The organism is Streptomyces tendae (genome assembly GCF_008632955.1).
GTDB lineage: Bacteria > Actinomycetota > Actinomycetes > Streptomycetales > Streptomycetaceae > Streptomyces.
This window is the reverse complement of record NZ_CP043959.1, coordinates 2548096-2570929: the sequence shown is the minus strand read 5'-3', so window position 1 is coordinate 2570929 and position 22834 is coordinate 2548096. Positions and strand designations below refer to the sequence as shown.

Sequence of the window (22834 nt, the reverse complement as noted above, 5' to 3'; positions counted from 1 at the left end):
CCCTGTGCGGCGGCTCCCGGACGGACGGTGGTCAGGCCCTGGTGTGGCCGTTCAGCACGGCAAGCGGAGTGTCCGCCAGACCCAACTCACCTGCTTTGTCGAGCAGTTGCTTGACCTGCCCGGTGTTCTCGCCGCCCTGCTTCATCAGCTTCATCAGCAGGGCGGAGACGGTGAGGTTCTGCACGTCGGCCGTGGAGACGGAGCCGAGGATCCGGCTCAGGTCGTCGGGGAAGCTCGCGGAGCCGTCCAGCCAGGGCCCGGCGAGGGCCTGCGCGGTCTCGGAGTTCTTGACGAAGCCGTCCACGCTCTTGCCGAGCGCGATGGAGGACATCAGGCGGTCGAAGAACACCGAGTCCCCGCCGACGATGTTGATGTCCGCGTTCTCCAGGCCGGTGGCGAGGACGGTGGCCTGGGCCTCCGCGACCTGCCGCTGCACGTCGAGGCCGGCGAGCCGGACGTCCTTCTCGGCCTCGAGGCGCAGCCGGTACTCCTCGTGACCGCGGGACGCCTCGTCGAGCGCGGCCATCGCCGCCGCCTTCTCGGTGAGGCCGGCCGCCTCCGCCCGCAGCTTGCTGCCGACGGCCTCCGCCTCGGCGAGCGCCTTGGCCCGCGCGCCCTCGGCCTCCGCGCGCAGCCGGGCCTCGGTGGCCTCGGCCTCGGCGCGGCCCGCCTTCTCGATGACCTCCGCCTCCTTGTCCCGCACCTGGACGGCGGCCAGCCCCTCGGCGGCGGACTCGGCCTGGACGCCCTCCGCGAGCCGCAGCTTGGCCTGCGCGTCGAGGTCGGCGGTCTTCAACCGGGCCTCGGCGAGGGTGAGTTCCTCGGCGGCACGGTGGGTGGCGGCCTGCTCGGCGGCCTCGGCGGCCTTGATGTCCTTGACCAGCTTCTCCTGCGCCTCGGCCTCCGCCGCGATGATCACGGCCTGGCGCCGGCGCTCCGCCTCCTCGACGGCCCGGAGCTTCTTGATGGACTCCTCCTGCTCGGCGACCGTACGGTCCACCGCCACCCGCTCGCGGACGACCTCGGCGATCTCCCGCTTCTCCGCCTCGACCTCCTTGTCGGCGGCGATCCTGGTCAGCGAGGTCTCCCGCTCGCGCGCGATGACCTCCAGCAGCCGGTCCTTCTCGATCCGCTCGCTCTCCACGGCGATGACCCGTTCGCGGTTCTTCGCGGCGACGGCGACCTCGCGGGCCTGGTTCTCCCGCTGCACGCCGAGCTGTTCCTCGGTGCGCAGGAAGGCGCTCTGCGCCCTCAGCCGCTCCTCCTCGACCACCCGCGCGGTCTCCGCCTCCTCGCGGGCGCGCACGGTCTCGATCTCCCGCTTCTGCTTGATCTCGGCGTCCGCCTGCCGGCGCTGCAGCTCCAGGATCGCCTCGCGCGCGTCGACGTCCTGCCGGGTGATCTCCTTCTCCTCGTTGCGCTGGGCCTCGTTGGTGCGGACGTGCTCCACCGCGGTCAGCTCAGTGATCTTGCGGATGCCCTGCGCGTCGAGGACGTTGCCCGGGTCGAGCTGGGTCAGCGGCGTCTGCTCGAGGTAGTCGATCGCCGCGTCCTCGAGGTGGTAGCCGTTCAGATCGACGCCGATGACCTCGATGATGCGGTACCGCAGTTCCTCGCGCTTGGTGTAGAGATCGGTGAAGTCCATCTGCTTGCCGACGGTCTTCAGCGCCTCGGAGAACTTGGCGTGGAAGAGTTCCTGCAGGGTGTTGCGGTCACTGGCGCGGGCGGTGCCGACGGCCTGGGCGACCTTGATGACGTCCTCGACGGTCTTGCTGACCTTGACGAAGAACGTGATGCGGATGTCCGCCCGGATGTTGTCCCGGCAGATCAGGCCTTCCTTGCCTGCCCGGGTGATCTCGATGGTCTTCACCGAGATGTCCATCACCTCGGCCTTGTGCAGCACCGGCAGCACGACCGAGCCGGTGAAGGTCACATCGACCTTGCGGGTCTTGGAGACGATCAGCGCCTTGCCCTGTTCCACCTTGCGGAACAGTTTGGTGACGAGCAGCAGACCGATGAGCACGAGCAACAGGGCGGCGCCGGCGAGTACGGCGATGCCCACGGTGGCGGCATCCATGGGACACGTCCTTCTGGGCTGGCATAAGGGCAGAAGTCGGGTGTGTACGGCGCCTCGCGGGCGAGGTGCCTCAAGGGTGTGGTGCCTCGATCGGGCGAGGCGGTGGCGTCCGGTGGAGAGGGAGACGGCTCAGCCGGCGCTGCGGTTCTGCGCCGGATGCGGACGCACGGCGTCCGCGGTGGGGCGCGTCGGGCGCGCCGCGCCGTCCCGGTCCGCACCGCGGGTGCGCGGGGACCGGGACGGCATGGGTTCGTCAGGGGCTCTGCGGTGCAGCGGCCCCGTGCGGCGGGGGGCGGTCAGGCCGTCGGCACACTTCACGAAGCCGCGCATCCCCGCCCCCTTCCGTACATCCGTCGACGTCATCGGGTAGCACCGCTCCCCTCCGGTTCCTGCGCGGACACCTGCCGGTGCCCGGCACCGGAACCTGCACAGTGCTCCCCGCGAGCCATGCTGCCCGGTCTACGGCGCACCACGCATTGCCGGATCCCGGCAAAGTTCATTAGGGTCTGCATGCCGGTGAGCCGCCATGAACGCATCAGAACGGCATCAGGAACGCGTCAAGAGTTGGGGGGACGACGTGACGGAACGAGATCTTCCGGAGGAGTATCTGGAGGGCTATGCCCAGATCCTGGCCGAGGTCGCGGCCACGGGCAGGCGCCTCACCCGGGACGAACTCGCCTCCCGCCGCGCCCTCGGGGAACAGGCCGCGGAGGCCGGCTTCGGTCTGCGCTCCCTCGTCATCGCCCATCTCGCCGGCGCGCGCGGCGCGTGGCCTGCGCGCGGCAGGGACGCGACCGACGACGCCCTCGCGGCCGTGCAGCAGGTCGTGGACGCGTTCGCCGAAGGGTACGAGCGGGCGCAGCGGCAGGCGGTCCGTCAGGAGGAGGCGGCGCGGCGGGAGTTCATCGACGACCTGCTCTACGGCCGCAGCGACCTGGGCCGGCTGGCCGAGCGCGCCGAACGGTTCGGGCTGCGGCTGTCCCACGAGCACGCGGTCGCCGTCGCCCGGGGGCCCGTCGCCTACGAGGAGGGCGACCCGGTGCCCCGGCAGGTGGAGCGCGCGCTGATCTCCCGGTTCGGCGACCGCAGCATCCTGCTCACCACCAAGGACGGGCGGCTGCTGTGCATCGCGCCCGGCCATCAGGGCGAGGTGCTCATCCACTTCGCCAAGCAGGCGCACGCCGCCACCGACGGCGGACAGGTCGCCCTCGGACGCCCGCAGTCCGGCCCCGGCGGGGTCGTCCAGTCGTACGAGGAGGCGCTCAACGCCCTGGAGATCGCCGAGCGGCTGGGCATGGACGACCCGGTGCTGCGCGCCTCCGACCTGCTCGTCTACCCCGTGCTGGCCCGCGACCGGCAGGCCATGGCCGACCTGGTGCACAACACCCTGGGTCCGCTGACCGAGGCGCGCGGCGGGGCCGGGCCGCTCCTCGACACGCTCACCGCCTACTTCGACTCCGGCTGTGTCGCCGCCGAGGCGGCGCGGCGGCTGTCCCTGAGCGTGCGGGCGCTGACGTACCGGCTGGAGCGGATCCACCGGCTCACCGGCGCCGATCCCGGGGACCCGGCGCACCGCTACATGCTGCAGACGGCGGTCATCGGGGCCCGCCTGCTGGACTGGCCGGCCGCAGCGGCCTGAGCCGGCGCGCGGGGCGGGGCCGGGGCAACGCCCTGAATCCCGCCTCGAACGCCGCCTCGGTCTCCGCCTACGGCTACCGCTCGGACTCGGGCTCCGGCTCCGGCTCCGGCTCCGGCTCCGGCTCCGGCTCCGCCAGGATGTCGCGGCGCAGGTCCTCCGGGCCCAGGGCCGTCAGCTGCGGCACCTCGCTGTTCCATTGCGCGGCGAAGTCGTCCAGGCCCCGGCCCCAGGCGCGGGCGAGGGGGCGGCGGAACAGGCGCAGGGCGAGCGCGGTGACCGGGCGGAGCGGGCCCCGGCCGCGCAGACGCGCCGTCATCCTCACCTCCCAGCCGTCGCCTTCGCGTGCGGGACGCGGGAGGGCCGTCAGCTCCGCGCGGGCGATGCCGCACGTCAGCCGGACCCGCAGCGGAGCCTTGCGCGTGGGGCGGTCCCGGTCCGCCGCCGCCCACCAGTCCTCGCACCGCAGGACGGCTTCGCCGCTCGGCCGGGACAGCGCGGACCACACGTTCTCGATGCGTGCGCGGCCCGTCAGTTCGACCAGGTCCGGGCGGTCCGGGCTGCGCAGCACGGCGTGCGCCGAGAGGACGCCGTCGGGCGCGGACGCCGCGACGGCGAGACGCAGTGCCCGGGTGCGGCGCCACTCCTCGACGGTGACGCGCACCCTCTCACCGGCGGCGGCCCCGGCGTCCCCCTTGGCGTACCCGGTGCCCGAGCTGTCGTCGGTCTCGTCGGTGTCCTCCGTGACGCTCTCGTAGACGGCGCCCGGGCGCAGGTGGCGCCCTTCGGCCAGACGCAGGTCCGGCACCTCCCGCCCGTCGGGCAGCAGGACGTACCCCGCCTCCGTGCGGCTGCTCTCGGCGAGGTCCATGAGGACGCCGAGGGCGTCGACGAGCCAAGGGCGCGGGACGGGCGCGAGGACCAGCGTGCGGGCGAGTCGGACCATGAGGACACGGTGGCGGCCGTGGGGTCCCCCGGTCCATGCCCGCGCCCGGCAGAACGTCCACCGGGGCGCTTCCGGGGCTCGGCAGCGGGGGCGGGCGCGGCCCACCGGCGGGTGAGGGGCGGTCAGCCCGCGACGAGGGTGACGTCCTCGTGGCTCACGGCGTGCGGGACGGGGATCACCAGGAGGCCGCTGCCGCGCAGTTCCAGGACGGTCGCCTCCACCCGGGCGGGACCGGCCGCCAGGGCGTTCCGCGGGGCGGTGCCGCTGTTCTGCCAGCGGTGCTCCTCCCCGTCGCACACCGCGCCGGTGCCGCCGATGCCGTAGTTGATCGTGGGCGTGCCCTGGCTGACGGAGGAGCTGACGAAGACGGGGCCGGTGCCGGCGGTGCAGCGGTAGGTGCCGGAGAGGGCCACGGTGCCGTCGGCGGTGACGCGGCCCTCCGGGTCCACCGTCACGTACTCCGCGGGGACGGCGGACGCGGATGCCGAGGGGGCCACGACGGCGGTGCCGAGGAGCAGCAGGGCGGCACCGGCCGTCGCGCCGAGGACGGGGCGTACTGGCATGGGGAACCTCCGGAAGAGGGCGGAAGGGGGACCTCCAGCAGTACCCGCCGCGCGGGGGCACGGCCACTCATCGTCACCCTTCGGTGGCGGAGCCGCCTCGGCCGTCGGGGAACCGTCCCGGGAGTGTCCGGGGACTGTCACGCTTCCCGCCGGGGCGTATCGGCGGCTGCCCCGGCCGCCGCATGGTCGTGCTGTACGACACGCTCGTACGACGTGTTCGGACCGTTCCGCCGATGTGGAGGTGCGCCATGTGTGCCCACCGGACGTCCTGCAACCCGACCGACTCCCCCTCCCCGCACGTGGTGGCCGCCCACCCCGAGCAGGGGTGGACCCTGCTGTGCGACGGCGCGATCGTCTTCGACGACACGGGGGAACTACGGCCTGACGGCCGGGTCGTCGCTCCGCACCGGCTGCCGACGGAGGGCCTCGCGGTAGCGGCCTGACCGGAGCCCCGCCCAGCACGCCACCCCGCGCTCGAGTGACCGTCCGCGCAGTCTCCGCGGTTCGCGCAGTTCCCCGCGCCCCCGAAGGGGCGCGGTCAGCCCTCCGCGACGAACCACCGCAACAGTGACGCCAGCCGGCCCGGGCGGTCCTCCGCGATCAGGGTGCGGGTGTTCCTCAGCTCCACCAGGCGTCCCCGGGGCAGCAGTTCGGCCAGCAGACGGCCGTGCTCGCGGGGCATCATCAGGTCCTCGGCCGCCCAGACGACCAGCGCGGGCCGGTCGAAGTACCGGAGTCCCTGCGCCGCTTCGAGCAGTTCGGTGCGCCGCACGTGCGTGTTGTAGTGGCGGAAGTCGCGGCGGATCGCCGGATCGGTGCGCAGGGGCCGCAGCCAGCGGTCGACGATCTCGTCCGGCACCGCGCGCCTGGTGAGCGCGCCGAACCCGACGGGCAGCCGGCGCAAGGGCTTCGAGCCCAGGGTGCGGACCAGGAGGGGGACGCCACCGGGCACGCGGCAGGCGAGCTGGATCATCCGGCCGGGCAGTCCGGGCGGGTAGTTGTCGAAGGCCTCGCAGGAGATCAGCACCAGCCGGGCCAGCCGCTCGGGGTGCCGGGCGGCGACCGTCTGGGCGCGTCCGCAGTCGCTCTCGACGAGGGTGACGTCTTTGAGGTCCAGCCGGTCGAGGAACTCCGCGATCAGCTCGTTGACCAGGTCCGGGGTGGGCGGCCGGGTCATCGGCCTGCGGTGCGCGCCGTACGGGAGGGTCGGCGCGAGGACCCGGTGGTCGGTGCGCAGTTCGGCGACGACGTTCCGCCAGACGGAGGCGTCGTGGAGGAGTCCGTGCAACAGCACGACGACGGGTCCCTCGCCGCCCGTGTCCTCGTACTCGACGGTGCCCGCGCTCAGCTCGATCTCCGGCATCACCCCAGGCTAGGAGTCGTGGGCCGGACGCGCCCGGCGGCTCACGGGAGCAGGGCGAAGCCGTCGAGTTCCACCATCGCCTCCTCGTCCCACAGCCGGACCACCTGGACGACCGCCATCGCCGGGTAGTCACGGCCCGCCAGGTCGCGCCAGACGCGGCCCAGTTCACGGGCATGGGTGCGGTACGCGGCGACATCGGTGGCGTAGACGGTGACGCGGGCCAGGTCGGCGGGTGTGCCGCCGGCCGCCCGCAGCGCGGTGAGCAGGTTGCCGAGGGCGCGGGTGAACTGCTCGGGCAGGGTGTCGCCGACGATCTTCCCGTCGCCGTCGAGAGCGGTCTGACCGGCGAGGAACACCAGGCGGGTGCCGGTGGCGACGACGGCGTGCGAGAAGCCGGCCGCCGGGGCCAGGTCGGGCGGGTTGACGCGCTCGGCGGTCACCGGTCCTCCAGGGTCTTGTACAGCTCCTTGGCGATGATGCCGCGCTGGACCTCGCTGGCCCCTTCGTAGATGCGGGGGGCGCGGACCTCGCGGTAGAGGTGTTCGAGCAGGTGGCCGCGGCGCAGGGCGCGGGCGCCGTGCAGCTGGACGGCCGTGTCGACGACGTACTGGGCGGTCTCGGTGGCCAGCAGCTTCGCCATCGCGGAGCGCCGGGGGACGTCGGCGGCGCCCTCGTCGTACGCGGTCGCCGCCGCGTAGACCATCAGGCGGGCCGCCTCGGTGCGCACCGACATCTCGGCGACCTGGTGGGCCACGGACTGGAGGTCCTTCAGCCGTCCCCCGAAGGCGTCCCGTCGGGCGGTGTGGGCGACGGTGGCGTCCAGGGCGGCCTGCGCCATCCCGACGGCGAAGGCGCCGACGCTGGGCCGGAACAGGTTGAGGGTGTCCATGGCCACCCGGAAGCCGGCGTCGGGTTCGCCGAGGACGTCGTCGGCGGTGACCGGCACGCCGTCGAAGCGCAGGGCCCCGAGGGCGTGCGGGGAGATCATGTCGAGCCGGCCGCCGGTGAGGCCGGGCCGGTCGGCGGGCACCAGGAACGCGGTGACCCCGCGCGCGCCCGCCCCGGGGGTGGTGCGCGCGAAGACGGTGTAGAAGTCGGCGTCGGGGGCGTTGGAGATCCAGCACTTCTCGCCGGTGAGCCGCCAGCGGTCCGTGCCGTCGGGCTCCGCGGACAGGGACAGTGCCGCCGCGTCCGAGCCGGCGCCCGGTTCGGACAGGGCGAAGGCCGCGATCGCGGTGCCGTCACCCACCCGGGGGAGCCAGTGCTCGCGCTGTGCGGGGGTGCCGTGGGCGTGCACGGGGTGGGCGCCGAGTCCCTGGAGGGCGAGGGCGGTCTCCGCCTCGGTGCAGGTACGGGCGAGGGACTCGCGCATCAGGCACAGCTCCAGGGCGCCCGAGGTGAACAGCCGGGCGAGCAGGCCGAGGGCGCCCAACTCGGCGACGAGGGCGCGGTTGACGCGGCCCGCTTCACCCTTCTCGGCGAGCGGACGGAGTCGTTCGGCGCCCAGGTCGCGCAGCTCCGCGCACCGGGCGAGTTGTGCCGGTTCGAGCGAGAATGCGGTCATCGCCGGTCCCTTCCCTCGCCGCTGGGCCACTCCCGAGGTTATCGCGGACCGTTGACTGCCGTCACCAACACGATACGCTCTCGATGCGAGCCCACCACGCCTAGGGGGCGGATCGACATGAATCCACGGGCCACCGCGCACGTCGACACCTTCGCCCGCGACCATCTCCCGCCACCCGACGAGTGGCCCGAGCTCCTCTTCGACCTGCCGGAGCTGCGCTATCCCGAGCGGCTGAACTGCGCCGCCGAGCTGCTGCACGGCCAGCCCGACGACCGCCCGGTGTTCCGCACACCGGACGGCCCGGCCTGGACGTACGGCGAGCTGCGTGCCCGAGTGGACCGGCTGGCGCACCTGCTCACCCGCGACCTCGGGGTGGTCCCGGGCAACCGGGTGCTGCTGCGCGGCCCGACCACGCCCTGGCTGGCCGCCTGCTGGCTGGCGGTGCTGAAGGCGGGCGCGGTCGCCGTCACCGTGCTGGCCCAGCAGCGCCCGCACGAACTCGCCACCGTCTGCGCGCTCGCCGAGGTCCGGCACGCCCTGTGCGACATCCGCTGCGTCGACGACCTGGTGAAGGCCGAGGTCCCGGGTCTGCGCATCGCCACGTACGGCGGGGACTCCCGTGACGACCTGCTGCGCCGCCCGGCACCCGACGGGCCGTTCGAGGCGGTGCCCACGGCCGCCGACGACGTCGCCCTGATCGCCTTCACGTCCGGCACCACCGGCAGGCCCAAGGGCTGCACGCACTTCCACCGGGACGTGCTGGCGATCGCGGACACCTTCTCCCGGCACGTCCTCAAGCCGGTCGCCGACGACGTGTTCGCCGGCAGTCCCCCGCTCGGCTTCACCTTCGGCCTCGGCGGTCTGGTGGTGTTCCCGCTGCGGGCCGGCGCGAGCACCCTGCTGCTCGAACAGGCGCATCCCCCGCAGCTGTTGGCGGCGATCGCGGAACACCGGGTGTCGGTGGTGTTCACCGCGCCGACGGCCTACCGGGCGATGCTGGCCGAGGCGGACGCCCACGACCTCACGAGCCTGCGCCGCTGCGTCTCCGCGGGCGAGAACCTGCCGGCGGCGACCTGGCGGGCGTGGCACGAACGCACCGGGCTGCGCATCATCAACGGCATCGGCGCCACCGAGCTGCTGCACATCTTCGTCTCCGCCGCGGACGAGGACGCCCGCCCCGGCACCACCGGCGTCCCGGTGCCGGGCTGGCAGGCGCGGGTGCAGGACGCGGACGGCGCCCCGGTGCCCGACGGGGAGCCGGGTCTGCTCGCGGTGCGCGGTCCCGTCGGCTGCCGCTACCTGGCCGACCCGCGCCAGCGGGACTACGTGCGGGACGGCTGGAACATCACCGGTGACACGTATGTCCGGGACCCGGACGGCTACTTCCGGTACGTGGCCCGCGCCGACGACATGATCATCTCGGCCGGGTACAACATCTCCGGGCCGGAGGTCGAGGACGCCCTGCTGCGTCATCCGGACGTGGTGGAGGCGGCGGTGGTCGGCCGCCCCGACGAGGCACGCGGTCAGGTCGTGGTGGCGTACACGGTACTCGAGGAGGGCGCGGAGCGGGACGCGGAGGCGCTGCGGGCCTTCGTGAAGTCGGAGCTGGCGCCGTACAAGTGCCCCCGGGAGATCGTGTTCCTGGACGCGTTGCCGCGCACGGCGACCGGCAAGCTCCAGCGGTTCCGGCTGCGCACGGAAGCCGGCACCGGAGGCGACCAGGACCGATGCCGGGGAACGGGGCCCGCGGGCACGACCTAAGATGATCAACGTGTCCGACCAGCATGCTCCACGGTCTCTCATCGTCACGCTCTACGGCGCCTACGGCCGCTTCGTACCGGGCCCGGTGCCCGTCGCGGAGCTGATCCGCCTGCTGGCCGCCGTCGGGGTGGACGCCCCGTCCGTGCGTTCCTCCGTGTCCCGGCTCAAGCGGCGCGGGCTGCTCCTGCCCGCCCGTACCGCACAGGGCGCGGCGGGCTACGAACTGTCCGGCGAGGCACGCCAGTTGCTGGAGGACGGCGACCGGCGGATCTACGCCACCGCGTCGCCCGGCGACGAGGGCTGGGTGCTCGCGGTGTTCTCGGTGCCGGAGTCCCAGCGGCAGAAGCGTCACCTGCTGCGCTCCCGGCTGTCCGGCCTCGGCTTCGGCACGGCGGCTCCCGGGGTGTGGATCGCCCCGGCCCGGCTGTACGAGGAGACCAGGCACACCCTGGAGCGCCTGCGCCTGGACGGGTACGTCGACCTGTTCCGGGGCGAGCACCTCGGGTTCGCGGCCACCGCCGAGGCGGTCGCCCGCTGGTGGGACCTGGAGGCGATCGCGGAGCGGCACGAGGCGTTCCTCGAGCGGCACGCGCCCGTGCTGCGGGCCTGGGAGCGGCGCGCGGACACCCCGCCGGAGGAGGCCTACCGCGACTACCTCCTCGCCCTGGACTCCTGGCGTCACCTGCCCTACACCGACCCGGGCCTGCCCGCCGCGCTGCTCCCCGCGCACTGGCCCGGCACCCGCTCGGCGTCCGTCTTCCAGGCGCTGCACGAACGACTGCGCGACGCGGGCGCGGAGTTCGCGAACCCGGCGGCGGACCCCGCGTCGGACCGTGCGGCGGACCTCGACGCGGACTGAGGCGCGCGCCGCGTGGTCATGCCCCGGGCGCCGGGGCCTCCGCGAGCGGCAGGCCCGGGAGGGTGAGCCGGGGTTTGGGGGCGTCGGTGCGGCCGGTGCGCGGCGGGCGGCTGCCCGCGCGGTACTGCGGGGGCCAGGCCACGCCCGGGCCCTCGTAGCCCTGCTCGGCGGCCGCGTGCAGCGTCCAGTGCGGGTCGTACAGGTGCGGGCGGGCCAGCGCGCACAGGTCGGTGCGCCCGGCGAGGATCAGGGAGTTGACGTCGTCCCAGGAGGAGATGGCGCCGACCGCGATCACCGGGACACGGACCTCGTTGCGCACCCGGTCGGCGAAGGGCGTCTGGTAGGAGCGGCCGAACTCCGGTTCCTCGTCGGCGACGACCTGCCCGGTCGACACGTCGATCGCGTCGGCCCCGTGCTCGGCGAAGGCGCGCGCGACGGCGACCGCGTCCTCGGCCGTCGTACCGCCCTCGGCCCAGTCGGTCGCGGAGATCCGCACGGTCATCGGCCGGTCCCCCGGCCACACCGCGCGCACCGCGTCGAACACCTCCAGCGGGAAGCGGAGCCGTTTCTCCAGGGAGCCGCCGTAGGCGTCGGTGCGCCGGTTGGTGAGCGGTGACAGGAATCCGGAGAGCAGGTAGCCGTGCGCGCAGTGCAGTTCGAGCAGGTCGAACCCGGCCCGCGCGGCGCGCACCGCGGCGGCTGTGAACTGCTCGCGCAGGTCGGTGAGCTGGGCGCGGGACAGTTCACGGGGCGTCCGACCGCCCGGCTTGTACGGCAGCGGGGACGCGGCGACCAGCGGCCAGTTGCCGTCGTCCAGCGGCTCGTCCATGCCTTCCCACATCAGCTTGGTCGAGCCCTTCCGCCCGCTGTGCCCCAGCTGTACGCCGACGGCCGTACCGGGCGCGTGGGTGTGCACGAAGTCGGTGATCCGGCGCCACGCCTCCGCCTGCCTCCCGGACCAGAGGCCGGCGCAGCCGGGCGTGATGCGGCCCTCCGGGCTCACGCACACCATCTCCGTCATCACCAGCCCCGCGCCGCCCAGCGCGCGGGCGCCGAGGTGGACGAGGTGGAAGTCGCCGGGCACCCCGTCGGCCGCGGAGTACATGTCCATGGGTGAGACCACCACCCGGTTGCGCAGGGTGAGGCCGCGCAGCCGGAACGGCGTGAACATCGGGGGTGTGCCGGGCGGGCAGCCGAACCCGCTCTCCACGGACTCGGTGAACCGGGCGTCCCGCAGGCGCAGGTTGTCGTGGGTGACCCGGCGGCTGCGGGTGAGCAGGTTGAAGGCGAACTGGCGGGGCGGCTGGTGGAGGTACAGGGAGACGTTCTCGAACCACTCCAGGCTGGCGCGCGCCGCGCGCTGGGTGGAGGCGACGACGGGCCGGCGCTCGGCCTCGTAGGCGTGGAGGGCGTCGTCGAGCGAAGGGTGCTCACTCAGGCAGGCGGCGAGGGCGAGCGCGTCCTCCACGGCGAGCTTGGTGCCGGAGCCGATGGAGAAGTGGGCGGTGTGGGCGGCGTCGCCGATCAGCACGACGTTCCCGTGCGACCAGTGTGCGTTGACCACCGTGCGGAAGGTGGTCCAGGCCGAGTTGTTGGAGCGCAGCGGGCGCCCGCCGAGGGCGTCGGCGAAGATCTTGGCGCAGCGTTCGACGGACCCGGTCTCGTCGAGCTCGTCGAACCCGGCGGCCCGCCAGACCTCTTCGCGCATCTCCACGATCACGGTGGAGGCGTCGGCGGAGAAGGGGTAGCCGTGCAGTTGCATCACCCCGTGCTCGGTCTCCGCGATCTCGAAGCGGAAGGCGTCGAGGGCGAAGTCGGCGGCCAGCCAGATGTAGCGGCAGCGGTGCGAGGTGACGGTGGGGCGGAAGACGTCCGCGAAGACCGCGCGGGTGGTGCTGTGCACGCCGTCGGCGGCGATCACCAGGTCGTGCGTCTCCGCGAGGCGGGCCGGGTCGGGCGCCTCCGCACGGAAGCGGAGTTCGACGCCGAGGTCGCGGCAGCGGTCGTGCAGGATCTCCAGCAGGCGGCGCCGGCCGAGGGCGGCGAAGCCGTGGCCTCCGGAGGTGTGGCGGGTGCCTCGGTGGACGATGTCGATGTCGTCCCAGCGGACGAACTCCGCCTGGAGGGCGGTGTAGACCTCGGGGTCGGCGTGTTCGATGCCGCCGAGGGTCTCGTCGGAGAGGACGACGCCGAAGCCGAAGGTGTCGTCGGGGGCGTTGCGTTCCCAGACGGTGATGTGGCGGTCGGGCCGCAGCCGTTTCAGGAGGGCGGCGGCGTAGAGGCCGCCGGGGCCTCCGCCGACGATCGCCACCCGCAGGGGGTCGGTCGCCCTGGTCGGCGGGTGCGGGTTCGTTGTGGCCGGTCGCGCGGTTCCCCGCGCCCCCGAGGGGGTCGACAGCATCGGGGTCACCTTCCCCGCCACTTCGGGGGGCGTTTCTCCGTGAAGGCGGCGTGGAACTCCGCGTAGTCCTCGCCGTGCATCAGGAGGGCCTGGGTGGAGGCGTCCAGCTCCACCGACGCCGCGAGCGGCATGTCCAGCTCGGCTGTGAGCAGGGCCTTGGTCTGGGCGTACGCGAGCGCCGGGCCGTCGGCGAGGCGGCGGGCCAGGTCCCTGGCCGCCGTGTCCGCGCCGCCCTCGTCGGCGAGCGCGCTGATCAGGCCGATGCGCTCGGCCTCCGGCGCGTGCACCGGTTCGCCCAGCATCAGCAGCCGGGTGGCGTGGCCGAGGCCGACGACCCGGGGCAGCAGGTAGGCCGCGCCCATGTCGCCGCCGGACAGGCCGACCCGGGTGAACAGGAAGGCGAAGCGGGCGGTGGGGTCGGCGACCCGGAAGTCCGCGGCCAGCGCGAGGACCGCGCCGGCGCCGGCCGCCACCCCGTGCACCGCGGCGACCACCGGGAACGGGCACTCCCGTACGGCCCGCACCACCTGGCCGGTCATCCGGTTGAAGTCGAGCAGCCGGGCGGTGTCCATGCCGAGGGTGGCGCCGATGATCTCGTCGACGTCACCGCCGGAGCAGAAGCCGCGCCCCTCCCCGCCCAGCACCAGCGCGCGGACGGCCCGCTCGCGGGACAGCTCGGCGAGCAGGTCGCGCAGGTCGGCGTAGGCGCCGAAGGTGAGCGCGTTCAGTTTGCCGGGGCGGGCGAGGGTGACGGTGGCGACGCCGTCGGCGAGCTCGACGCGCAGATGCTCCCAGCGCGCGGTGCGGGCGGCGGAGCCGGTGAAGGGACTCATGAGGGCGGCCTCCTCGGGCGGGCACTGCGCGGCTCACTGAGGTCTGCCCCTCGAAGTTATCACCTGTCGGTGACTGTCGTCACGACTGCGCGATACGCCGTTCGGGCGCCGTCACACGCGTCACGGATCGTCGACGCCTCGGTAACGGTGAGGGCGGGTACGGGAGGCGGGGCCGCGGCGCGGGTAGGCCGCCGGTGCCGGGGCGCAGCTCCGGACGGCGCGCCCGGGCAGGGCCGCGGTACCGCCCCTCCCCGGGCGGGGCCCGGGTTCCGGGCGCCGTACCATGGGCACTCGAACACGGGAGCGCCTGCTCCATGAACGGAACGACTGTGTACGAACCCCCCGCCGCATCCACCTCCTGGCGCGTCGCGCTGCCGCACACCACCGCGGCAGTGCCGGTCGCGCGTGCGCTGGTGCGCACCGCGCTGGCCGAGCGGGAGCACACCGCCGACTGCGACACGGCGGAGCTGCTGACGGCGGAACTGGTGGCGAACGCCGTGGAGCACACCTCGGGCCCCGCCCCGATAGAGCTGGTCGTACGGCTGCTGCCGACCGGCTTCCAGGTGGAGGTGCACGACGCCGACCCGGAGCCGCCCCGTGACCTCACCCGGCCCGACCCCGGCCTGCCCGATCCGTGGCAGGAGCACGGGCGCGGGCTGCTGCTGATCCGCATGCTCAGCTCGTCCTGCGGACACCGGCCCACCGAGTCCGGCAAGGCCGTGTGGTTCCGGCTGCCGGGCCAGCGGCGCCCGGTCTGAGTCTCCGGGGCCGCCGGCCCACGGTGCCGGCGGCTCAGCCGAGGGTGGCGACCAGGACCGCCTTGATGGTGTGCATGCGGTTCTCCGCCTCGTCGAAGACCAGCGAGTGCGCCGACTCGAACACCTCGTCGGTCACCTCCAGCGACTGAAGGCCGTGCGTCTCGTGCACGTCCCGGCCGACCGTGGTGCCCAGGTCGTGGAAGGCCGGCAGGCAGTGCAGGAAGCCCACGTCCGGGTTGCCGGTGGCGCGCAGCACGTCCATGGTCACCGCGTACGGCGCGAGGGCGGCGATCCGCTCGTCCCAGACGTCCTTGGGCTCCCCCATGGACACCCAGACGTCGGTGGCGACGAAGTCGGCGCCGGTCACCCCCTCGGCGATGTCCTCGGTGAGCGTGAGGCGAGCGCCGCTGGTCGCGGCGAGCTCGCGGGCCCGGTCGACGACCTCCTGCGCGGGCCAGTAGGTCTTCGGGGCGACGATGCGCACGTCCATGCCCAGCAGGGCCGCGGTGACCAGGTAGGAGTTGCCCATGTTGAAGCGGGCGTCGCCGAGATAGGCGAAGGCGGTCTCCGTGAGCGGCTTGCCGCTGTGCTCGGTCATGGTGAGCACGTCGGCGAGCATCTGGGTGGGGTGCCAGTCGTCGGTGAGGCCGTTGTAGACGGGCACGCCCGCGTAGGCGGCCAGCTCCTCCACCTTGTCCTGGCTGTCGCCCCGGTACTCGATCCCGTCGTACATCCGGCCCAGCACCCGGGCGGTGTCCTTCACCGACTCCTTGTGGCCGATCTGCGAGCCGGAAGGATCCAGGTAGGTCGTGGAGGCGCCCTGGTCGGCGGCGGCGACCTCGAAGGCGCAGCGGGTGCGCGTCGAGGTCTTCTCGAAGATCAGCGCGATGTTCCTGCCGCGCAGGTACGGCGTCTCGGTCCCGGCCCGCTTGGCGGTCTTCAGCTCCGCGGCCAGCTCCAGCAGGCCGCGGAACTCCTCCGCGGAGAAGTCGACCTCCTTGAGGAAGTGACGGCCGGCGAGGGGGGTCGGGACTGTCGCCATGGGGGCGCTCCAGGGGTGGGGGACACGAACCATGGAAGTCTATACGACGATCCGCAATTCTATACAGCGTCGTCTATACGGCGTCCCGCTCGACGGGGCAGCTCATGCAGCGCGGCCCGCCCCTCCCCCGGCCCAGCTCGCTGCCCGGGATCTCTATCACTTCGATGCCCTGTTTGCGCAGGTGGGTGTTGGTGGTGGCGTTCCGCTCGTAGGCGACGACCACGCCCGGTTCGACGGCCAGGACGTTGCAGCCGTCGTCCCACTGCTCCCGCTCGGCGGCGTGCACGTCCTGCGTGGCGGTCAGCACGCGGATCTCGCTCAGACCGAGCGCGGCGGCGATCGCCCGGTGCATGTGCTCCGGCGGGTGGTCGGTGACCTTCAGCTCCTTCTCGTCGGCGCCCGGCTCGATGGTGTAGGAGCGGAGCATGCCGAGGCCCGCGTACTGGGTGAAGGTGTCGCCGTCGACCATGGTCATCACGGTGTCGAGGTGCATCAGCGCGCGTCTTTTCGGCATGTCCAGGGCGACGATGGTGCGGGCCGAGCCGGCCGCGAAGAGTTTGTGCGCGAGCATCTCCACGGCCTGCGGGGTGGTGCGCTCGCTCATCCCGATCAGCACCGCGCCGTTGCCGATGACCAGCACGTCCCCGCCCTCGATGGTGGACGGGTAGTCGGCCTGTCCCTCGGACCAGAGGTGGAAGGACTCCTTGCGGAACAGCGGGTGGTGCCGGTAGATCGCCTCGAAGTGCACGGTCTCGCGCTGCCGGGCCGGCCACCGCATGGCGTTGATGGCGACCCCGTCGTAGATCCAGGCGGAGGTGTCGCGGGTGAACAGGTGGTTGGGCAGCGGGCCGAGCAGGAAGTCGTCGAGCTCCATGGCGTGGAAGCGCACGGACACCGGCTCCGGGTGGGCGTCCAGGAACTCCCGCTTGGTCATCCCGCCGACCAGCACCTCGGCCAGCTCCGGCGCGGGCAGCGTCTCGAACGCGGCCCGGAGGTGGTCGGTGGCCAGCGGGCCGTACTCCTTCTCGTCGAAGACCCGGTCCAGGACAAGGGCGCGGGCCTCGGGGAGCTCCAGCGTCTCGGTGAGCAGGTCGCCGAAGAGGTGGACGGTGACGCCTCGGTCGCGCAGCACGTCGGCGAACCCGTCGTGCTCGGCGCGCGCCCGGCGCACCCAGAGCACGTCGTCGAAGAGCAGGGCGTCCTTGTTGCTGGGGGTGAGCCTTTTGAGCTCGATATCGGGCCGGTGCAGGATGACGCGGCGCAGCCGCCCGGCCTCGGAGTCGACGTGGTAGGTCATGCCTCCATCCTGACCGCCCGAACCCGGGTTCACCCCTGCCCTCCGCGAATCCCGTCCGCCGCACGCGGAACCGCGGGGGGCGGAAGGTACGGCCCTCCGCCCCCGTCCGCCTCACAGACGCGGGTCGACCGGCTCCGACTCCAGGGCGAGCACCGCGAACACCGGCTCGTGAACCCGCCACAGCGGCTCCCCGTCGGCGAGGCGGTCCAGGGCCTCCAGGCCGAGCGCGTACTCGCGCAGCGCGAGGGACTGCTTGTGGCCGAGGAAGCGGGACCGCAGCCGCGCCAGGTTCTCCGGGCGGGTGTACTCGGGACCGTAGATGATCCGCAGGTACTCCCGGCCGCGGCACTTGATGCCGGGCTGCACCAGGCGTCCGGCGCCGTCGCGGGCCAGGGCCTCGGCCGGCTTGACGACCATGCCCTCGCCGCCGCGTCCGGTCATCTCCAGCCACCAGTCCACGCCGGCCCGCACCGACTCGGGGTCGGCGGTGTCGACGTGGAGCCGGCGGGTGGTCCGCAGCAGGCCGGTGGCGTCGTGCTCGACCATGCGGTCGATCAGGGCGAGCTGCCGGTCGTGCGGCAGGGCGGCCAGGCTGCGCCCCTGGACGGCGAGGATCTGGAACGGCGCGAGGCGCACGCCCTCCAGCCCGTCGGTGGTCCAGCAGTAGCGGCGGTAGGCGTCGGTGAACCCGGCCGCCGCGCTCGCCCGCTCGCGCTGGCGGGTCAGCAGCTCGCCGACGTCGACCCCGCGGGCCGCGGCGCCTTCCAGGGCCGCGAGAGCGGCCGGGAAGACGGTGCCGGCCGCGGCGCCGACCGCCGCGTACTGGGTGCGCAGCAGTCCGGACGCCTTCAGCGACCAGGGCATCAGCTCGGCGTCCAGCAGCAGCCAGTCCGTCTCCAGCTCCTCCCAGAGCCCGGCGTCGGCGACCGCCGTGCGCAGCCGGCCGAGTATCTCCTCGGTGACGGCGGCGTCGTCGAAGAACGGCCGGCCGGTACGGGTGTACAGCGAGCCCGTCCCGCCCCCGGCCGCGCCGAAGCGGCGGGCCGCCACGCCCGCGTCGCGGCACACCAGGGCGACCGCGCGCGAGCCCATGTGCTTCTCCTCGCACACCACCCGGGCGACGCCGTCCTGCTCGTAGCGGGCGAAGGCCTCCACCGGGTGCTCCAGGTAGCCGTCGAGCTGCGAGGTGGCGGTGGGCGCCATGGTGGGCGGGAGGTACGGCAGCAGCCGCGGGTCGAGCGCGAAGCGGCTCATCACCTCCAGGGCAGCCGCGGCGTTCTCCTCGCGCACGGACACCCGGCCCATGTGCCGGGTGTCCACCACCCGCCGGCCGTGCACGTCCGCCAGGTCCAGCGGACGCCCCTCGTGCCCGCCGGGCGCCTCGGTGCGCAGCGGACGGACCGGCTCGTACCAGACCCGCTCGGCCGGTACGTCGACCAGCTCGCGCTCCGGCCAGCGCAGCGCGGTGAGCTTGCCGCCGAACACCGCGCCGGTGTCCAGGCAGATGGTGTTGTTCAGCCAGGTCGCCTCGGGGACGGGCGTGTGACCGTAGACGACGGCGGCCCGGCCTCGGTAGTCCTCCGCCCACGGGTAGCGCACGGGCAGCCCGAACTCGTCGGTCTCGCCGGTGGTGTCGCCGTAGAGGGCGTGACTGCGGACCCGCCCGGAGGTGCGGCCGTGGTACTTCTCGGGCAGACCGGCGTGGCAGACCACGAGGTTGCCGCCGTCGAGGACGTAGTGGCTGACCAGTCCGTCGACGAACTCCCGCACCTCGGTGCGGAACTCCTCGCTCTCGCCCGCCATCTGCTCGACGGTCTCGGCGAGTCCGTGGGTGTGCTGGACGTTGCGGCCCTTCAGGTAGCGGCCGAACTTGTTCTCGTGGTTGCCGGGCACGCACAGGGCGTTGCCCGACTTCACCATGGCCATCACGCGGCGCAGCACGCCGGGGCTGTCGGGCCCCCGGTCGACGAGGTCGCCGACGAACACGGCGGTGCGGCCCTCCAGGTGGACGCCGTCGACGTAGCCCAGCTTGCCGAGCAGCGCCTCCAGTTCGGTGGAGCAGCCGTGGATGTCGCCGACGATGTCGAACGGCCCGGTGAGGTGGGTGAGGTCGTTGAACCGCTTCTCGGTGACGACGGTCGCGTGCTCGATCTCCTCCACGCCGCGCAGCACGTGCACCTTGCGGAAGCCCTCGCGCTCCAGGTGGCGCAGGCCGCGGCGGAGTTCGCGGGTGTGGCGGCGGATGACCCGGCGGGGCATGTCGGCGCGGTCCGTGCGGGCCGCGTTGCGCTGCGCGCACACGTCCTCCGGCACGTCCAGGACGATGGCGATGGGCAGGACGTCGTACTGCTTGGCCAGGTCGATCAGCTGGCGCCGGGCGTCCTGCTGGACGCTGGTGGCGTCGACGACGGTGCGGCGGCCGGCCGCGAGGCGCTTGCCGGCGATGTAGTGCAGCACGTCGAAGGCGTCGCGGGAGGCGCTCTGGTCGTTCTCGTCGTCGGCGACCAGACCCCGGCAGAAGTCGGAGGAGATCACCTCGGTGGGCTTGAAGTGACGCCGGGCGAAGGTGGACTTGCCCGAGCCGGAGGCGCCGATCAGCACGACCAGGGACAGGTCGGTGACCGGCAGGGTACGACCGCGTGCGGCGGCGGTGTCGGTGGTGCTCATGCGGCCTTCGCCTCCTTCGGGGTGTCGAGCCGGAACACGGCCATCTGGGTGGGCGGTCCGACCTCGGGGTCGTCCGGCCCGACGGGCAGGAACTCCACGGCGTAGCCGTGCCGTTCGGCGACGGTGCGGGCCCAGCCGCGGAACTCCTCACGGGTCCACTCGAAGCGGTGGTCGCCGTGCCGGGCGTGCCCGGCCGGCAGGCTCTCCCAGCGGACGTTGTACTCGACGTTGGGCGTGGTGACGCAGACGGTCCGGGGGCGGGCCGACCCGAACACCGCGTACTCCAGGGCGGGCAGCCGGGGCAGGTCGAGGTGCTCGATCACCTCGCTGAGCACGGCGGCGTCGTAGCCCTTGAGGCGCTTGTCGGTGTAGGCGAGAGAGCCCTGCAGCAGCGTCACGCGGGACGCCTGCCGCTCCCCCATGCGGTCCAGCTTCAGGCGCCGGGAGGCGATGGTGAGCGCCCGTATCGACACGTCGACGCCGATGACCTCGGTGAACGCCGGGTCCTTCAGCAGTGCCTGCACCAGGTGGCCCTGGCCGCAGCCGAGGTCCAGCACCCGGGCGGCACCGGACGCGCGGAGCACGGACAGGATCGCCTCGCGGCGCTGCACGGCCAGCGGGGCCGGCCTCTCCTCCTGCTCGGCCTCCGGCTCGACGGCGTTGTCGAGGTCGTCGACCTCGGTGTCGTCCGCCTCGGCCAGCCGGACCAGCTCCAGTCGTTCCGTCGCCTGCCGGGTCAGCGACCAGCGGTGGGAGAGGTAGCGGCGGGTGATCAGCTCCCGCTCGGGGTGGTCGGGCAGCCAGCCGTCGCCGGAGCGCAGCAGCTTGTCGACCTCGTCGGAGGAGACCCAGTAGTGCTTGGCGTCGTCCAGGACGGGGAGCAGCACGTAGAGGTGGCGCAGCGCCTCGGCGAGAGTGAGGGTGCCGGCCTCCAGGGTCAGGCGTACGTAACGGGAGTCGCCCCAGTCGGGGAACTCCGTGTCCAGTGGTACGGGCTCGGCGGTGACCGTCCAGCCGAGCGGCTCGAACAGCCGGCGGACCAGGTCGGCGCCGCCGCGTGCGGGCAGCACGGGCACCTCGACGCGCAGCGGCAGCGGGGCGCCCACGAGCTCCGGACGGGCGGTGCACACGCCGCGCATGGCGCTGGAGAAGACGGCGCCGAGGGCGACGGCGAGGAGTGAGGAGGCCGCGTAGGGGCGGTCGTTGACGTACTGCGCGAGGGCGGCGTCGGGGGCGCCGCCGCGGCCCTTGCCCTTGCCGCGCCGGACCAGTGCCACCGCGTCGACCTCCAGCAGCAGCGCCGCCGTGCAGCGTTCGGCGTCGGCCTCCGGGTAGAGGACGTGTGCCGTGCCGTACGACGTGGAGAACGCCTGCGCCTTCTCGGGATGCTTGTGCAACAGATGGCCGAGGTCGGTCGCCGGACGCTGCGCGGAGCCGGTGGTACTGATCGTCAGGAACACGGGGTCACACCTCGAGACACCTTCTGAGCTGCGGGTACACACCAGGATTCCGGTGTCGGCCCAACGTACAGGGAAGGTCTCGCGGCGGTCCGCGCATTTTTCGTACCGGGGGCGCGGGGTGTACGCGGAGCGGGGCCGCCCCCGGGTGGGGGCGGCCCCGCTCCGGAACCGGGTCGGGACGACCGGGCCGGGACAGCCGGCTCAGGACAGCTGGGACTGGACCTCTGAGGAGATCAGCTCCAGGTGGTCCAGGTCGGACAGGTCCAGGACCTGGAGGTAGATGCGGCTGGAGCCGGTCTCGGCGTAGCGGCCGATCTTGTCGACGACCTCGGCCGGGGAGCCCGCGAGGCCGTTGGCCTTGAGCTCGTCGGCCTCGCGGCCGATCGCGGCGGCGCGGCGGGCGACCTCCTGGTCGTTCCGGCCGACGCAGACCACGAGCGCGTTGGAGTAGACGAGGTCGCCGGGGTCGCGTCCGGCCTCACGGGCGGCGTCGCGGACCCGCTGGAACTGGGCCGCGGAGTCCTCGACGGACGCGAAGGGGATGTTGAACTCGTCGGCGAACCGGGCCGCGAGGCGCGGGGTCCGCTTGGCGCCGTGGCCGCCGATCAGCACGGGCACCTTGGACTGGGCCGGCTTGGGCAGCGCGGGCGACTTGGTGAGGTCGTAGTAGGTGCCGTGGTGGTCGAAGGTCTTGCCGGTCTCGGTGGCCCACAGGCCGGTGACGATCTCCAGCTGCTCCTCGAGGCGTGCGAACTTCTCCTTGGGGAAGGGGATGCCGTACGCCTTGTGCTCCTCCTCGAACCAGCCCGCGCCCAGGCCCAGTTCGACCCGGCCGCCGGACATCTGGTCGACCTGGGCGACCTGGATGGCGAGCACGCCGGGGAGGCGGAAGGTGCCGGCCGTCATCAGCGTGCCGAGTCGGATGCGCCTGGTCTCGCGGGCGAGTCCGGCGAGGGTGATCCAGGCGTCGGTGGGCCCGGGCAGGCCGTCGCCGGAGCCCATGCTCAGGTAGTGGTCGGAGCGGAAGAAGGCGTCAAAACCCAGGTCCTCGGTGGCCTTGGCGACGGTGAGCAAGGTGTCGTAGGTGGCCCCCTGCTGGGGCTCGGTGAAGATGCGAAGATCCATGACTCCATCCTGCACGCTCCGGGGCGCGCGGGCGCGCGCGGATCACCGGGCGCGCCCCGGGGCCATGCCCGTGCGCTCCCGTGGGCCACGGCCGGGTGAATCGCGGCCGGGACCGGGCGCGGGGCACGGACCGGCAGTGACCGGGGGTGAGGAAGATCGTTGGCTCGGGCGGAGCCGGAGCATCCGGTGCCCGCGCCGGACGGTGGGTGTGCCGGGGTGTCACTGTGTCGGCCCCCGGTGGGGCCGTGGGCCGGGGAGGCCGTCATGTCCGAGGGAAGCGTGCCGCTGCGGGGCGAGGCGGGAGACGGGCCGCCGGCGGGGCTGCTGCGGCAGATGGAGGAGTTGATGGCGGCGCTGAACGCGGACCTGTCCGCGCTGGACGCGGATCTGCGGGCCACGGGGTCCGGGCCGGGCCGGGGCGGAGCCGCCGTGGAGGAGAGCGGGGGCCGCTGAGGGTCCCCGCGGCGGGGCGGGCGTGCGGG

19 protein-coding genes are annotated in these 22834 nt (G+C 73.5%); 6 read left to right on the top strand and 13 right to left on the bottom strand.

Annotated elements, in window-relative coordinates; translation table 11 throughout:
• Positions 1-31 precede the first annotated feature (31 nt).
• Positions 32-2077, bottom strand: a complete 2046-nt coding sequence (locus F3L20_RS12030) for an SPFH domain-containing protein (protein ID WP_150154254.1) — start codon at positions 2075-2077, stop codon at positions 32-34.
• 577 nt (positions 2078-2654) lie between these two features.
• Here F3L20_RS12030 and F3L20_RS12025 point away from each other — a divergent pair.
• Positions 2655-3716, top strand: coding sequence for a PucR family transcriptional regulator (locus F3L20_RS12025; RefSeq protein WP_150154252.1), 1062 nt, complete (start codon positions 2655-2657; stop codon positions 3714-3716).
• A 73-nt stretch (positions 3717-3789) separates the two neighbouring features.
• Here F3L20_RS12025 and F3L20_RS12020 read toward each other — a convergent pair whose 3' ends face one another.
• Positions 3790-4659 (bottom strand): hypothetical protein, encoded by an 870-nt coding sequence (locus F3L20_RS12020; protein WP_150154250.1) that lies wholly within the window; start codon positions 4657-4659, stop codon positions 3790-3792.
• A gap of 122 nt (positions 4660-4781) precedes the next feature.
• On the bottom strand, positions 4782-5222 hold the full coding sequence (locus F3L20_RS12015) for a DUF6299 family protein (protein WP_150154248.1): 441 nt from the start codon (positions 5220-5222) through the stop codon (positions 4782-4784).
• 248 nt (positions 5223-5470) lie between these two features.
• Here F3L20_RS12015 and F3L20_RS12010 point away from each other — a divergent pair, with 248 nt between their 5' ends.
• Positions 5471-5665, top strand: coding sequence for a DUF5999 family protein (locus tag F3L20_RS12010; RefSeq protein ID WP_150154246.1), 195 nt, complete (start codon positions 5471-5473; stop codon positions 5663-5665).
• A 95-nt stretch (positions 5666-5760) separates the two neighbouring features.
• Here F3L20_RS12010 and F3L20_RS12005 read toward each other — a convergent pair whose 3' ends face one another.
• Genes F3L20_RS12005 through F3L20_RS11995 form a run of 3 tightly spaced genes read right to left on the bottom strand, consistent with a single transcriptional unit; the run spans position 5761 to position 8149 of the window.
• On the bottom strand, positions 5761-6585 hold the full coding sequence (locus F3L20_RS12005) for an alpha/beta fold hydrolase (protein ID WP_150154244.1): 825 nt from the start codon (positions 6583-6585) through the stop codon (positions 5761-5763).
• 41 nt (positions 6586-6626) lie between these two features.
• Positions 6627-7025: a RidA family protein gene (locus F3L20_RS12000; RefSeq protein ID WP_150154242.1), complete on the bottom strand. Its 399-nt coding sequence runs from the start codon at positions 7023-7025 to the stop codon at positions 6627-6629.
• Positions 7022-8149, bottom strand: a complete 1128-nt coding sequence (locus F3L20_RS11995; RefSeq protein ID WP_150154240.1) for an acyl-CoA dehydrogenase family protein — start codon at positions 8147-8149, stop codon at positions 7022-7024. The genes F3L20_RS12000 and F3L20_RS11995 overlap by 4 nt, the downstream gene beginning before the upstream one ends.
• A 117-nt stretch (positions 8150-8266) precedes the next feature.
• Here F3L20_RS11995 and F3L20_RS11990 point away from each other — a divergent pair, with 117 nt between their 5' ends.
• Positions 8267-9910: an AMP-binding protein gene (locus F3L20_RS11990; protein ID WP_150154238.1), complete on the top strand. Its 1644-nt coding sequence runs from the start codon at positions 8267-8269 to the stop codon at positions 9908-9910.
• Between the two features lies 1 nt (position 9911).
• Positions 9912-10769: a PaaX family transcriptional regulator gene (locus F3L20_RS11985; RefSeq protein ID WP_150154236.1), complete on the top strand. Its 858-nt coding sequence runs from the start codon at positions 9912-9914 to the stop codon at positions 10767-10769.
• 16 nt (positions 10770-10785) lie between these two features.
• Here F3L20_RS11985 and F3L20_RS11980 read toward each other — a convergent pair whose 3' ends face one another.
• Together F3L20_RS11980 and F3L20_RS11975 are read right to left on the bottom strand one after the other, a co-directional pair.
• The gene (locus F3L20_RS11980; protein WP_150154234.1) at positions 10786-13170 is read right to left on the bottom strand and encodes a bifunctional salicylyl-CoA 5-hydroxylase/oxidoreductase; all 2385 of its coding nucleotides are present in this window, start codon (positions 13168-13170) and stop codon (positions 10786-10788) included.
• 5 nt (positions 13171-13175) lie between these two features.
• Complete coding sequence (locus tag F3L20_RS11975; protein ID WP_150154232.1) at positions 13176-14003, bottom strand: enoyl-CoA hydratase family protein; 828 nt, start codon at positions 14001-14003, stop codon at positions 13176-13178.
• 314 nt (positions 14004-14317) lie between these two features.
• On the opposite strand from F3L20_RS11975, the gene F3L20_RS11970 reads away from it, so the two are divergent.
• Positions 14318-14761 carry an ATP-binding protein gene (locus tag F3L20_RS11970; protein WP_167534512.1) on the top strand — a complete coding sequence of 148 codons (444 nt, stop codon included), beginning with the start codon at positions 14318-14320 and terminating at the stop codon, positions 14759-14761.
• Positions 14762-14795: 34 nt separating this feature from the next.
• Here F3L20_RS11970 and argF read toward each other — a convergent pair whose 3' ends face one another.
• The 5 genes from argF to F3L20_RS11945 all read right to left on the bottom strand — a co-directional run bounded on the left by argF (position 14796) and on the right by F3L20_RS11945 (position 22352).
• Positions 14796-15803 (bottom strand): ornithine carbamoyltransferase, encoded by a 1008-nt coding sequence (gene argF, locus F3L20_RS11965; RefSeq protein ID WP_150154230.1) that lies wholly within the window; start codon positions 15801-15803, stop codon positions 14796-14798.
• A gap of 73 nt (positions 15804-15876) precedes the next feature.
• Complete coding sequence (locus tag F3L20_RS11960) at positions 15877-17100, bottom strand: arginine deiminase (RefSeq protein ID WP_150154228.1); 1224 nt, start codon at positions 17098-17100, stop codon at positions 15877-15879.
• Between the two features lie 111 nt (positions 17101-17211).
• Positions 17212-19767 carry a polynucleotide kinase-phosphatase gene (locus tag F3L20_RS11955; protein ID WP_150154226.1) on the bottom strand — a complete coding sequence of 852 codons (2556 nt, stop codon included), beginning with the start codon at positions 19765-19767 and terminating at the stop codon, positions 17212-17214.
• Positions 19764-21227, bottom strand: coding sequence for a 3' terminal RNA ribose 2'-O-methyltransferase Hen1 (locus F3L20_RS11950; protein WP_150154224.1), 1464 nt, complete (start codon positions 21225-21227; stop codon positions 19764-19766). The genes F3L20_RS11955 and F3L20_RS11950 overlap by 4 nt, the downstream gene beginning before the upstream one ends.
• A gap of 201 nt (positions 21228-21428) precedes the next feature.
• Positions 21429-22352 (bottom strand): LLM class F420-dependent oxidoreductase, encoded by a 924-nt coding sequence (locus F3L20_RS11945; RefSeq protein WP_145828649.1) that lies wholly within the window; start codon positions 22350-22352, stop codon positions 21429-21431.
• A gap of 264 nt (positions 22353-22616) precedes the next feature.
• Here F3L20_RS11945 and F3L20_RS11940 point away from each other — a divergent pair, with 264 nt between their 5' ends.
• Positions 22617-22805, top strand: coding sequence for a hypothetical protein (locus tag F3L20_RS11940; protein WP_150154222.1), 189 nt, complete (start codon positions 22617-22619; stop codon positions 22803-22805).
• Positions 22806-22834: the final 29 nt, after the last annotated feature.